At 44.7% G+C, this 12,423-nt stretch carries 12 protein-coding genes; 4 read left to right on the forward strand and 8 right to left on the reverse strand.

Features of this window, described 5'->3' with window-relative positions; translation table 11 throughout:
* Window positions 1–100: 100 nt before the first annotated feature.
* The 6 genes from C6W44_RS09205 to ccoN form a co-directional block, all read right to left on the reverse strand.
* Window positions 101–682, reverse strand: coding sequence for a FixH family protein (locus tag C6W44_RS09205; RefSeq protein ID WP_105245107.1), 582 nt, complete (start codon window positions 680–682; stop codon window positions 101–103).
* 306 nt (window positions 683–988) lie between these two features.
* A complete protein-coding gene (ccoG, locus tag C6W44_RS09210) occupies window positions 989–2,401 on the reverse strand; it encodes a cytochrome c oxidase accessory protein CcoG (RefSeq protein WP_105245108.1) in 1,413 nt (470 codons plus the stop codon).
* 509 nt (window positions 2,402–2,910) lie between these two features.
* Window positions 2,911–4,056, reverse strand: a complete 1,146-nt coding sequence (gene ccoP / locus C6W44_RS09215; RefSeq protein WP_105245109.1) for a cytochrome-c oxidase, cbb3-type subunit III — start codon at window positions 4,054–4,056, stop codon at window positions 2,911–2,913.
* Complete coding sequence (locus C6W44_RS09220) at window positions 4,053–4,235, reverse strand: CcoQ/FixQ family Cbb3-type cytochrome c oxidase assembly chaperone (protein ID WP_075101084.1); 183 nt, start codon at window positions 4,233–4,235, stop codon at window positions 4,053–4,055. Before C6W44_RS09220 ends, ccoP begins: the two co-directional genes overlap by 4 nt.
* Entirely contained in the window at window positions 4,235–4,873 is a 639-nt protein-coding gene (gene ccoO, locus C6W44_RS09225) for a cytochrome-c oxidase, cbb3-type subunit II (protein WP_105245110.1), read from the reverse strand. Before ccoO ends, C6W44_RS09220 begins: the two co-directional genes overlap by 1 nt.
* Window positions 4,874–4,882: 9 nt before the next feature.
* Window positions 4,883–6,364, reverse strand: coding sequence for a cytochrome-c oxidase, cbb3-type subunit I (ccoN, locus tag C6W44_RS09230; protein ID WP_105245111.1), 1,482 nt, complete (start codon window positions 6,362–6,364; stop codon window positions 4,883–4,885).
* An 895-nt stretch (window positions 6,365–7,259) separates the two neighbouring features.
* Between ccoN and C6W44_RS09235 the strand changes: the two genes are divergently transcribed.
* Entirely contained in the window at window positions 7,260–7,649 is a 390-nt protein-coding gene (locus tag C6W44_RS09235) for an SCP2 sterol-binding domain-containing protein (protein WP_105245112.1), read from the forward strand.
* A gap of 180 nt (window positions 7,650–7,829) precedes the next feature.
* Here the strand turns inward: C6W44_RS09235 and C6W44_RS09240 are convergent, their stop codons facing one another.
* Window positions 7,830–8,801, reverse strand: a complete 972-nt coding sequence (locus C6W44_RS09240) for a hypothetical protein (RefSeq protein ID WP_105245113.1) — start codon at window positions 8,799–8,801, stop codon at window positions 7,830–7,832.
* A 455-nt stretch (window positions 8,802–9,256) separates the two neighbouring features.
* Here C6W44_RS09240 and C6W44_RS09245 point away from each other — a divergent pair, with 455 nt between their 5' ends.
* The 3 genes from C6W44_RS09245 to C6W44_RS09255 all read left to right on the forward strand — a co-directional run bounded on the left by C6W44_RS09245 (window position 9,257) and on the right by C6W44_RS09255 (window position 11,666).
* Complete coding sequence (locus tag C6W44_RS09245; RefSeq protein ID WP_105245114.1) at window positions 9,257–10,492, forward strand: lipoprotein-releasing ABC transporter permease subunit; 1,236 nt, start codon at window positions 9,257–9,259, stop codon at window positions 10,490–10,492.
* Between the two features lie 64 nt (window positions 10,493–10,556).
* Window positions 10,557–11,237, forward strand: a complete 681-nt coding sequence (lolD, locus tag C6W44_RS09250; RefSeq protein ID WP_105245115.1) for a lipoprotein-releasing ABC transporter ATP-binding protein LolD — start codon at window positions 10,557–10,559, stop codon at window positions 11,235–11,237.
* 108 nt (window positions 11,238–11,345) lie between these two features.
* Window positions 11,346–11,666 (forward strand): hypothetical protein, encoded by a 321-nt coding sequence (locus C6W44_RS09255; RefSeq protein WP_227526408.1) that lies wholly within the window; start codon window positions 11,346–11,348, stop codon window positions 11,664–11,666.
* Window positions 11,667–11,748: 82 nt separating this feature from the next.
* Here the strand turns inward: C6W44_RS09255 and C6W44_RS09260 are convergent, their stop codons facing one another.
* Window positions 11,749–12,330, reverse strand: coding sequence for a DUF2062 domain-containing protein (locus C6W44_RS09260; RefSeq protein WP_227526409.1), 582 nt, complete (start codon window positions 12,328–12,330; stop codon window positions 11,749–11,751).
* Between the last annotated feature and the right edge of the window lie 93 nt (window positions 12,331–12,423).

Genomic DNA, 12,423 nt, shown 5'->3' on the forward strand with positions numbered 1-12,423 from the left:
GCCGATTTACTCACACTCGTGTCAGAAAAAAACCAGCGCATTATTGATTAATGGCTGGTTTTTTTTTGGTATTGGCGCCAGTTAAGAGCCAACCCTGTGGTTAGCTTTCTGAAAAGACGGGTAGCGGCTCAAAGCTTACCTCGGAGCGCGGTAGCCGTGCCACATCCTGCATACGCCAGTCATCCTTACCATCATTACTCACTTGTAGATAGTATTTGGCTTTTACAGGATGGATATCGACATGAGCACGGTATTTATTGCCTGCTTCGTGCTGGAGCACCACATCGCGATCTTTTTTGATATCGGTGGCATGAGAGATAGACAGCGCCAGCGTCTCAGGATAGGTGAGAGGTGTGCCGTTTAGGAGCTTGCCCGTCTGTAAGCTTTGCTCAGGATAGTTTAAATAAAACACAATATCGCCATTATCGGCAAACTGCATTTCGCCATGCAAGTCCAAATCATGCGTGAGCTTATCACGAGAGATATCATGGTAGAGGGTCTTGCCATCCATATACCAGTCGTCACGTACCACACTGTCACGGATTTGGTAGGAGTAATACACAAACCAGATGCATGCGATCACGACCAGCGCTGGCATGCCAATCACAAAGATGACGACCATGTAGTTTTTATACCATGGCTGCGTATCTTGATGCTTAAAGTTTGGTGCTGGAGTAGACATAAAATACCTATTAATCAGATAACGGTTTAGCAGATATCATATCATCAGATACCGTAAACGCTATCACTGGATAATCTAATGGCACACTGCTGCCAAGTGACAAATGACTCATCCGCCAATCGCTAACCAAACCAATTGTGAGCGACTAACGGATGAGCGTTATAAAAATAGCCGGACCAAGCACGGCGTCTTGGTACTTTTGAGCGCCGAGCCTTGACTCTCAGCGCTTTGCAGCATAAAAGCTTTTGAATCTGAGCGCTTTCAAATATAAGTGCTTTGAAAAATCAAAGCCTTTAAAGCTCTTGCTTACTGACCTTGAGTGGTAAAAATGTTTTGTTTGCTTACCTGATATTTGCCATCTTCGCTGGTCACTGTCAGCGTCACTGGTGTTTGACCAAATTCGATCACATCTGGATCGCCATAGATGCTCAGTGGCATATCAAAGCTTTCGCCTGCTTCTAACGGTACATCGTTGAAGCGTACGCCTAAGCTCAAGCCCTCTTGTGGCTCAAGGCTTATTTTATAAGTGTGCGCACTTTGAGTTTTGTTGGTCAATTTAACGATATAACTGTTTTCAATCATGCCTTGTTGGTTCAATGACGACAACTGATTACGGTCACGGCGAATATCAATCTCTAACGGTACGCGATCTGTCAATGCATAAACCACACCGCCACAAAGTACCGCAAGCAAGGTTAAATAAGCAAAAAAGCGCGGGCGCAATACACGGCTTGGCTCTTTTTCGACCAATTGACGTTCTGTGGTATAACGAATCAAGCCACGTGGGTAGCCAACTTTATCCATTACATCATTACAAGCATCGACACAGGCGGCACACTGAATACAGGCAACCTGCAACCCATCACGAATATCAATACCCGTCGGGCATACTTGCACGCACATCGTACAGTCAATACAATCGCCTAAATTCTCAGGATGGGTGCCTTTTTTACGGGCGCCGCGAGGTTCACCGCGCTCATAATCATAAGAAACAATCAAGGTATCTTTATCAAACATCACGCTTTGGAAGCGGCCATACGGACAGATTTGAATACACATCTGCTCGCGCATATAGCCTGCATTGACGTAAGTTGAAAAAGCGAAAATAAATATCGATACCCATATCCAAGTTGACCAGTCAGGGAAGGGGATAATACCCCCTAACATTTGCCAACTACCATATAGAGCTGCAGTCCCTGATACATAACTGACAAACGTCATCGCCGTAATCATCGAAAATACAAACCAGATGAAGTAGATTAAGAAACGCTTGAAGACTTTTTTAGCATTCATAGGTTCTTTATCAAACTTGATACGTTTATTGCGATCGCCGATGACTATTTTTTCAACGTATTGGAACATATGCGTCCAGATGGTTTGCGGACAGGCATAACCACACCAAACCCGCCCTGCATATACCGTCACCATAAATAGCGCAAAAGCCGCAATAATCGCAAAGACGGCAAGAAAGTAAAAGTCCTGTGTCAGAAACGTCATACCAAAAATATAATAATGCTGCGACGGCACATCGAACCAGATAGCTTGCCTGCCGTTATACCTTATCCACGGTAAAATCAAAAATAATGCCAATAACGCATACATGCTAATCACGCGGATATTTTGGTAAAATCCGGTGATAAACCTAGGGTGAACGCGTTTTTTATTGGCGTTAAGATCCACCTCAACGACAGGAATTTTATTGGATGGTTGTGCTGACATAAACGTGCCTCTTTAAAAAAAGAATCAGTCTGCTGGCATGATGAACAAATACCTTCAATACCTGGGTATATGGATGTGCGATGTTATCAATGTCAGTAAGTAGCAAGTCTCATACCAAAAAAAGTATCCAAACTTGCTACCAAATGAGCGATTGTAAATAAAGGATTAAGATATGCTTAAATAGATGATTCTATAGTGTTTCTACTCGATTGCTATTTTAGCAGTTTCCCTACTATAAATGGGGTGAGAATGTTAAAAAGCAATACTTATCTGCGACTTATTGATAGACAAAGTGCGTATCACTATTAAGCTTGATAAATATCAAAACCAGTGGTGATAGAGCATAAAAAGTATTAAATCTATCGGCAGTTTGATTTTGCGAGTTGCTCGTAGGCAGAGTTTATTAATAAAACATAAAGCTGATAAATAACTAAAAAGGGAGAACTGCAATCACAGTCCTCCCTTTGTCAAATACTACTTATTTACGATATACAACTGACTAAATGTGCTTAGTTTGCAACTGCCGTTTCAGGTGTGGCTGCTTTTGGTGCAGCGGCAGAAACAGGCTGCGCTTTAGCAGGCTGAGGCGTTCTGTCTGATAGAGAATAAACATACGCAGCAAGCAGCATAATACGCTCATTACCTAGTTTGGTTTCCCACTCTGGCATCACACCGGCACGGCCATAACGGATGGTATCACGGATACTTTCGCGATCGCCGCCATAGAGCCAGATATCGTCTGTCAGGTTTGGCGCACCAGTAGAAATCATACCTTTAGCGTCGTCACCATGACAAAGCACACAGTTGGTCGGCTCGTTAAAGATGACTTCACCTTGTGCCACTTTGGTCTGATCTAGATCATAACCTTGTTGGTTACCAGAGATCGATAGGACATACTCAGAGACTGCACGTACGCCATCTTCACCGATCTGATCACGCCAAGCTGCCATACCACCAACACGACCATTATGTAGCGTCGTTAGAATATGTGAAGCTTCACCGCCATATAACCAGTCATTGTCGGTCAAGTTAGGATAGCCTAGCGCACCTTTCGCATTAGAGCCGTGACAGACAGCACAGTTCTGTAAAAACAAACGGCTACCCACTTTTAATGCATTTGGGTTTTTAGACAGCTTTTCGACATAGGGCGCCAGCTCTGCAACTTTTTGGTCGATCTGAGTTTGCAGGTCAGCTGGCGGGTTGTCGCTACGACGCATGGTCGCTTGCATATCAGCCAATGTTGCTAGCGTCGCTGTTGCACCGCTGGCATCTGCTTTAGCCAAAATGTTTTGCTCAAAGTTATCTGTAAATACTTTGTTGTTGCTCTCAAGCTCACTATATAGCTCGTTTTTAGAGGTCCAAGGCACGGTTTCGCCATCTACTTCTACCGTGGCAAGACCTTCCCATTTCGATGGAAAGATAGCAGGGAAAAATATCCAGTAGGCAACAGCCCAAATAATCGAGCCAAAAAATATCACTAACCACCATTTAGGCAGTGGCTTATCGTATTCTTGAATACCGTCGTAAGTGTGCCCAGTAGTACCGTCTTCTTCTACTTCTGGCTTGTATTTCAACACCATTAGTAAGACGCCGAGGATACCCGCCCAACACATGATACTTAGTATGGTAATCCAAGAACTCCAAAAAAATGTCATCGTTTATCCTTATTGCGCTGCTCTTCAGACAGAGACTTTACATCCTCGTCATCAAGCGCAAGTTGTGCATCTTCTTCGAAGCGTTTTTTGTTTTTTGGCGAATACGCCCACCATGCAACACCTACGAAGGCAACAAAGGCAGAAACGGTCGCAATTGTTTGTAATTCACCAATACCCATTAGCGCTGTCCTTCCATCGCGGTGCCTAGTTGTTGTAAATAGGCAACCAAAGCATCAAGCTCAGTGGCACCAAGAACAGCATCTGGCGCGCCTTCGATGTCTTCTTCAGTGTAAGGCACACCAAAGCGATCGCGGAATAAACGCATTTTAGCTTGAACATTTGCACCGTTTACTTCATTGGTTGCAAGCCATGGGAAACCAGGCATGACTGACTCTGGTACCAATGAACGCGGTGCGATTAAGTGCTGTTTTTGCCAGTCTTCAGAGTAGCGTCCACCAACACGTGCCAAATCAGGTCCAGTACGTTTTGAACCCCATAAGAATGGGTGATCCCACGTTGACTCAGCAGCGCGTGAATACGGTCCATAACGCTCAACCTCGGCACGTAGTGGGCGCACCATTTGGGTATGACAGACGTGACAGCCTTCACGGATATAGATATCGCGACCTTCAAACTCTAGTGCCGTCCACGGCTCCATAGAGGGAAGGGGAGCGTTGACCCCGCCTTCCTCAGGACCCTTGTTATCATAAATCAGTGGTACGATTTCAACTAGCGTTGCAAAGCTAATAGCAATAACGATACCGATGACCAACAAGCCTGTATTTTTTTCGATAATTTCATGCGGTGTACCAGCCATGATCGCTCCTTATACGTTAGCTGTCGATGGTTTTTCGACACTAGGTTCATGATCCGTTGGGTCAGCAATATCGACAGGCTTACCTTCTGGCATTTGCAGTGTTTTATAGCAGTTATATGCCATAACAAACATACCCGATACATACAATAGGCCACCAAAAGCACGACCGATATATGGGAAATGTGAGAACTCAACCGTATCAACGAAGCTGTATACCAACGTACCGTCTGGGTTGGTCGCAAGCCACATCATGCCTTGGCCAATACCTGAAATCCACATAGAGACGATATAGAAGATAGTACCCGCTGTTGCCAACCAGAAATGCGTGGTGATTAAGCTGATTGAGTACATTTTTGGTTTGTTATAGATACGTGGTAACAGTACGTATAGCGAACCAATGGTAATCATACCAACCCAGCCAAGCGCACCTGAGTGTACGTGACCTACAGTCCAGTCAGTGTTATGAGATAAAGCGTTGACGGTCTTAATAGACATCATTGGACCTTCAAACGTCGACATCGCATAGAACGATAATGCCACAATCATAAAGCGAATGATCGGATCGGTACGTAACTTATCCCAACTGCCTGATAGCGTTAGTACACCGTTAATCATACCACCCCAAGATGGTGCAAATAGGATGATTGAGAATACCATTGCTAATGACTGCGTCCAATCTGGAAGCGCTGAATAATGCAAATGGTGACCACCAGCCCACATATATGAAGCAATCAATGCCCAAAAGTGAACTATAGACAAACGGTAAGAATAAATAGGACGACCAATCTGTACTGGAACGAAGTAATACATCATCCCAAGGAAAGCGGCCGTTAAGTAGAAACCTACCGCATTATGTCCGTACCACCACTGCACCATCGCATCAGTTGCACCGCCAAATAACGAATAAGATTTAAACGCACTAACAGGGATAGCCATACTGTTTACGATATGCAGTAGCGCAATGGCAATAATAAACGCGCCAAAGAACCAGTTAGCCACATAGATATGTGAGGTTCTACGTTTGATGAGCGTACCGAAGAAAACGATGGCATAAGAAATCCATACCAACGCAATCAAGATATCGATTGGCCACTCAAGCTCAGCGTATTCTTTAGTAGAGGTCAAACCTAATGGTAGGGTAATAACGGCAGAAACAATCACTGCCTGCCAACCCCAAAAGGTAAACCAAGCTAAGTACGGTGCAAATAGGCGCGTTTTACAGGTACGCTGGACCACATAATAAGAGGTCGCGAACAGGGCAGAGCCACCGAATGCAAAAATAACCGCGTTGGTGTGAAGCGGTCTTAAACGACTAAATGTCAACCATGGAATGTCAAAGTTTAGTGCTGGCCATGCCAACTGAGAAGCAATGAATACACCAATACTCATGCCGACGATGCCCCATATCACGGCCATTATCGTAAAGAATCTTACGACAGTGATTTCGTACTCACGGTCAACTGGGGCGACTGCTGTGTTTTGTAAACTCATTGGATGATTCCTTTACAGCCTGAATTATCAACAGAATTAACTAATTCTGCGCAGCTTCTATATTATAAAGTTATAAAAAATTATAAGCAGAAAATGGCTGCGCTACATGCTGTTTTTTGACTGAGCTTATCATTGATAACTTATCAATTATCAAGGTTACTTTATTAACTATCAAGCTAGGGCTATGCTAATTAACAGCTGTCGCTGATAAGTAGAGGACGGCGATACAAACGCACTGCGCTCACAGCTAGTCGATAGTAGGATTGTTAATAAAGGGTCAGATTTGATAAGACAAAGTGCCTTCTTTGAGCATCAAACATCTATTGAGGCTGAGTATGTATCTTAATTATTACTAAAAGCAGTATGAACGAAGATAGATACTGATATTCAACTGGTGACAAAAAGCTTATGCACCATAAATGTATGCTAGCGGCGGCTGACAAAAAACATCTTTACGTAATGTTTAGTTAAAACTCCCGACTCTGTTTAAGGGTATTGTAACGCAAACCTAATCAAATATCATCAGAACTATGCGCCAAAATACAAACTCTTTGGTAAAAATAGTTATGAACGATATAATCTTTCAGCGTTATACACCTATTTTATACCCAATTTCCCTACTATTCTAGGGGTGAAAAAAGATAGTGCTTTTTGGCGCAAAAAATACAATTAAGCGGTGGTTTTGTAACAATAGCAGCATTTGCGCTATAAATAAGTTTTACTTATCATCGAATCGCACCTTATAATGACGCCTTGTAGTATCGCTAACCAAGTGCTTTATACTGATATTAACGAATATTTTGAACTTTTAAATAGTGGTTAGGCTTAGCCGTATGCTGGCACAAGCCTACCTTCATAAATAACCTCATAAATAATAGGTATTAAGGATAATAATATGGCAGTTTTTTTGACAGACGAATGGTTTGAGCAAGTAGAGCAAATGAGCAATGACGCGGGTGAGTTAAACCTGCCGCCTGCCTTGGCAAATATGGTGGTCAATCTAAAAGTGTCTGATGCTGAGCAAGATATCGAGGCCAATTTTGCCAATGGCCTACTGCACCGCGGTCTAAATGAATCGGCGACAACGACCTTGCTGTTGGATCGTGATATTTTACAATCTATCATCACCGATTTTAATACCAATGAAATCATGGGGGCGTTTATGGCAGGCAAGATTCGTGTCGAAGGCGATATGTCACAATTGATGGCAGTACAAACCGCGCGTCCAAGTGCTGAGCAAAAAGAGCTATATACTCGTATCAAGTCTATGACGACGATGGCGTAGATCTTATATTGAGTGGTTTGTACTCAAGCCATTGATATACAATTCACTCAGATATACAAAAGCCCCTATTTATTTAGGGGCTTTTTATTTGCTCAAACATTCAACTGTCAAAACAGCGGGACAATCATCTGTTTATCGGACTACTGTCTTGTTTCATTAGATTGTATCAATTTAATTTTATCAGCTGGCTTTAGACTGCGCCGACGCTTGCTGGTTTTCTTTATAGATGGCGGCTTGGAGCCAAACGTTTGCTTGCACATAGTCGTGAACAGCAATCGCGGCAGTTTCAGGGGTATTGAGGGCAGCGATACGCACGACGAATGGGTCGGCATCTTGCTCACGCAGGATCACTACATCAAACAACAAAATGGATTTGTCATTAAAAGTCGTTTCTTGCTTACCGAGCACTTGACCTTGGCACCATGCCTCGTCCTCTTGGCCTAAGGTGTCGCCAAATAAATACGCGCACATATGACCAAGGTTGATTTCGACAGGTGCCATCTGCTCTTTGGTCTCAGGTTGCCAGTTGCTGATTTGCTCTTGTAGGTCATCTGGGATTTGGCCGTCATTGGCAGCGACGATGTCATTAAAAGCACGGTGATAACGAATCGATTCTTCATCTTCCACCATCACCACTTCGTTTTGTTCGCTTAGCTGGATTTCGTGCGCCCATGCGCTAAAATTGACAAAATAACTGGTGTCTTGCTGATATAAATGGCGATTGGTGGTATAAAGTTGGTCAAAGGCATAAATGATACTGCCATCAGCCGTGCGTAAGCGCAAAACGGCGTCGTGCGAGTGATCGTTGGCAATGATACGCTCGATTTTACAATGCAGCCCGTATGGGCTATCGACGCAGGGGTAGGCATTGATAAAGCATTCAGGCTTGCCATCTTTCATGGCCAGTACTTGATTGATGTGGCAAGGCTGGTCTTCTGAGAGCAGCAGACAGCTGTCTTTGGCACTGATGTTGTTGTTTAGGCCCTTGGGCATCGCCGCATGTTCGATCATCTTCTGTAGCCACTCTGGGACGTCGTTACTCATATCGTCTGTCAGAATACGCCAATGATCAGCATGGCCGGCTGATTGCTCGTCGCTCAAGGCGACTTTGGTGGGGGACTGGATGTTTTTATATTGGTAGTTGATGGTCATGAGATACTCAAAATTAAGTCAGCGTGGGGTTTGGACCTAAAGTGACGGGCTTATATACCAATATATCATATCAAAATTGGGTGATGATAAGCTGCGACATTTTAGCGAGAGGTCAACAAACCGCAATGAATGAGGGGTTAATGACAATTGTCTTTGGCATATAATATATAGGTATTGCCGCAAGCAATAGCAAGCCCCCTCATAAAAAATAATAACAAAAGTGAGTTTTTTCGCAAAAAAAAATGGGCAGTTTGTGCGAATGACTGGCACATATAAGACAAATTGTGTCAAACTAGCTTCCTTTTGACGGCTGCGTTTGGCTCGTCTGAAACCCTATTTTTGTGTTTGATTTATATGTGGGTATGGTCCGTGTTCTTAGAAAATAGAGCGCGGTACCACCACTTGTTTTTATAACATATATAGAGTCGCACGTAGATAAGATAAAGAGTTTGAATATGTTTCGTCCTTTAGCGTTATTTATCGGCTTACGTTATACCCGCGCAGAGCGTAGTAATCGCTTCATCTCCTTTATATCGCTGATATCCATGATTGGTTTGACGCTTGGCGTTGCGGTATTGATCACAGTGCTTTCGGTGATGAATGGCTTTGATCGTGAGCTCAAGACCCGTATTTTGGGCATGGTACCGCAAGCCACGGTGGTGTCATCAGAGATTATGAGTGACTGGCAGGATCTGGCTTCTCAGATCAAAGAAGATCCTGAGGTCGCAGCAGTTGCGCCATTTATCCAGCTACAGGGGATGCTGACTTCAAACGGCCAAGTCGCGGGTATCATGGTTACAGGTGTCGAGCCTGAATACGAAAAAGACGTCTCTATCATCAATGAGCATATGGTCGAAGGCAGTATTGACACCCTACAAAGCGGCGAGTTTAATATTGTGTTGGGTGAGGAGATGGTGCAATCGCTCGGGCTGCAGCTGGGTGATAAAGTCACGCTGGTCTTGCCAGAAGCCTCTCCGTCGCCTGCTGGCGTGATTCCGCGGTTTAAGCGCTTTACCTTGACGGGGATATTTACCATCAGTCCAGAGGTCGACAGCCTGATGGCGTTTATCCCCATGGGCGATGGCGCCAAACTGCTGCGTCTGCCAGAGGGCGCGCAGGGCGTGCGCATGAAGCTCGATGACATCTTTGCTGCCCCAATGGCAGCAGAAAAAGCGGCGGCCATCGCTCCTGAAAGGCTCTATCCCAGTGACTGGACACAGACGCATGGCAATTTGTTTGGTGCCATCCAGATGGAAAAAGCCATGGTTGGTTTGCTGCTGTTTTTGATCATCTTGGTTGCCGCGTTTAATATCGTCTCAAGCCTTGTGATGCTCGTCACTGACAAAAAAGCCGACATCGCGATTTTAAAGACTTTTGGCGCGTCACCACGTCTGATTACGCAGGTCTTTATGGTACAAGGTGTGGTGATCGGCTTTATCGGTACTATTGCTGGGACGGTATTGGGTATTATATTTGCCTTGACGGTCAGTGATATCTTGGGCTTTATCAATCAAAGCTTTGGGCTAAATCTATTTGATGCCTACTTTATCAATTACTTACCATCGCAGCTGCGTTTGACAGATGTGCTATTGATTACTACGGCCTCGTTTGTACTGAGCTTTTTGGCCACTATTTATCCAGCACGCCGTGCCGCTAAGATACAACCAGCGCAAACGCTGCGTTATGAGTGATAAACTTACCCAACTGTGCACGATATAAAATCAATAGCGATAGCAATAAAATAAAGGAAATACCATGTCTGCCATCTTAGAGGCAAAAAATATCAATAAAATATATGATGAAGGGGCGGTCAGTACGCAGGTATTGACAGGTCTGGATTTGACCGTCAATGCAGGCGAGCGTATCGCCATCGTTGGCACCAGTGGCTCAGGAAAAAGCACGTTGCTTCACTTACTGGGCGGTCTTGATACACCAACCAGTGGTGAGGTTTGGCTACATGGCAAGTTACTCAATAGCATGAATGAGACTGAGCGCGGGGCGATGCGTAATGAGTACTTGGGATTTATTTACCAGTTCCATCACTTGTTGGCAGAGTTTACCGCGGTCGAAAACGTCGCTATGCCGCTACTGATGCGCCCAAAAGTATCGACGACTGATGCTCGAGATCAAGCCATTGCGATACTAAAGAGTGTCGGTTTGGAGCACCGTTTGACGCACAGACCAGGTGAGCTATCAGGCGGTGAGCGTCAGCGAGTGGCGATTGCGCGTGCGCTGGTCACCAAGCCCTCACTGATCTTAGCCGATGAGCCAACGGGTAACTTGGATTATGACAACGCCCAGAGTATATTTGGGTTGTTATCAGAGTTACAAAGCACCATGCAAACGGCGCTACTGATGGTGACTCATGATCGCAGCCTAGCGGCACTGGCAGATCGTCAACTGCTACTGCGTAACGGTCATTGGGAAGCCTACTAACGCCCAAGTAGAGGCACACCCAAGCCAATAATAGACTAGAAGAGCTGATATAAAATTCCAATCACAAGCTGATCACTGACAGCGTTGCTTATAGTTAAAAAGGTGACTATGATGAATAAAGATGACGACCCAATCGCTGCGTTTGGTAGTGCCGAAGAAGGCAATGAGCCGTTGCAGCCGTATATCGATCCGTCGCTGTTTGATACCTTAGATAGACAAGCGCAAATAGAGATACTCACACCAATCTTTGATGCGATCACCATCGCAGGCGTGGACTACGACCTAAAGGTACAAGACAGCGCCACAGGCAAGCGCTATGTACTGCTCAATGATGACAAAGTGATTGAGGTCTTTGTCATGGACAGTAATCTGACCGACAAGGTCAAAAACGCCATCGATGCGCACAAAGCGCGTAAAGGCGAGCTATAGCGCGAAGGGCTTGCATGGGACGGCGAATTAGCAGTATTAGCAGTATTAGCAATAATAGAAGGACGGTATGACAGAGGCCGTATTAGGGTTTATCATAAGGCGGTTGGTCTGAGGCGTCTTGTTGCCGCTTTTGCCAACTAACGACGGTTTTGTAGCGCCAAATAGCCTTGAACGCCAGACCGCAAATAAGACTACTAACCACGGCCAATATCATCAGGCCAAGACAAAAAGCGGTCAGTGATACCGTGCCTTTATAAGTGATAAAGGGGTTGGCACCGTCTGATAATGCCCATAAACTAAAATCAGCAATCATCCGACCGATCAATCGCAGGCTGATCATGGGTACATCAATGATTTTGGCACCGATATAATAGCCTGCATAAAATATCGGTAGGCTGGTCACAGGGTTGGTAATCCAAGTCAGGCCAAGCGCCATAGGGACGTTGGCACGAAAAATAAGCGAGCCGAGTAAGGCCAGCAGCATTTGCCCTGGCAAAGGAAAAAATGCACTGAGTACACCGATATAGACCGCCTTATTTAAGCTATGGCGGTTAAAATGCCATAGACGTGCGTCAGCCAGCTGCGGGGCAAACAGTTTTAAGGTACGGCTTTCTAGGATTTTTTCTGGTGTAGGGAGCAGGTCTTTGAGACGTTTTTGGGGCACAGGATCGCCTTTCATCGTTAACGACAGTCCGCTCAAGCGCATTGATGGACTGAGATAAAGTAGTAATTAATAATAAAAATCAGGCTAAAAGTT

This window comes from Psychrobacter sp. Marseille-P5312 (genome assembly GCF_900291405.1).
GTDB lineage: Bacteria > Pseudomonadota > Gammaproteobacteria > Pseudomonadales > Moraxellaceae > Psychrobacter > Psychrobacter celer.

What these genes read in the sequence shown, in the direction of transcription:
- C6W44_RS09205 (WP_105245107.1), bottom strand. Translation starts at nt 682, where the DNA reads ATGTCTACTCCAGCACCAAACTTTAAGCATCAAGATACGCAGCCATGG.
- ccoG (WP_105245108.1), bottom strand. Translation starts at nt 2,401, where the DNA reads ATGTCAGCACAACCATCCAATAAAATTCCTGTCGTTGAGGTGGATCTT.
- ccoP (WP_105245109.1), bottom strand. Translation starts at nt 4,056, where the DNA reads ATGACATTTTTTTGGAGTTCTTGGATTACCATACTAAGTATCATGTGT.
- C6W44_RS09220 (WP_075101084.1), bottom strand. Translation starts at nt 4,235, where the DNA reads ATGGGTATTGGTGAATTACAAACAATTGCGACCGTTTCTGCCTTTGTT.
- ccoO (WP_105245110.1), bottom strand. Translation starts at nt 4,873, where the DNA reads ATGGCTGGTACACCGCATGAAATTATCGAAAAAAATACAGGCTTGTTG.
- ccoN (WP_105245111.1), bottom strand. Translation starts at nt 6,364, where the DNA reads ATGAGTTTACAAAACACAGCAGTCGCCCCAGTTGACCGTGAGTACGAA.
- C6W44_RS09235 (WP_105245112.1), top strand. Translation starts at nt 7,260, where the DNA reads ATGGCAGTTTTTTTGACAGACGAATGGTTTGAGCAAGTAGAGCAAATG.
- C6W44_RS09240 (WP_105245113.1), bottom strand. Translation starts at nt 8,801, where the DNA reads ATGACCATCAACTACCAATATAAAAACATCCAGTCCCCCACCAAAGTC.
- C6W44_RS09245 (WP_105245114.1), top strand. Translation starts at nt 9,257, where the DNA reads ATGTTTCGTCCTTTAGCGTTATTTATCGGCTTACGTTATACCCGCGCA.
- lolD (WP_105245115.1), top strand. Translation starts at nt 10,557, where the DNA reads ATGTCTGCCATCTTAGAGGCAAAAAATATCAATAAAATATATGATGAA.
- C6W44_RS09255 (WP_227526408.1), top strand. Translation starts at nt 11,346, where the DNA reads ATGATGAATAAAGATGACGACCCAATCGCTGCGTTTGGTAGTGCCGAA.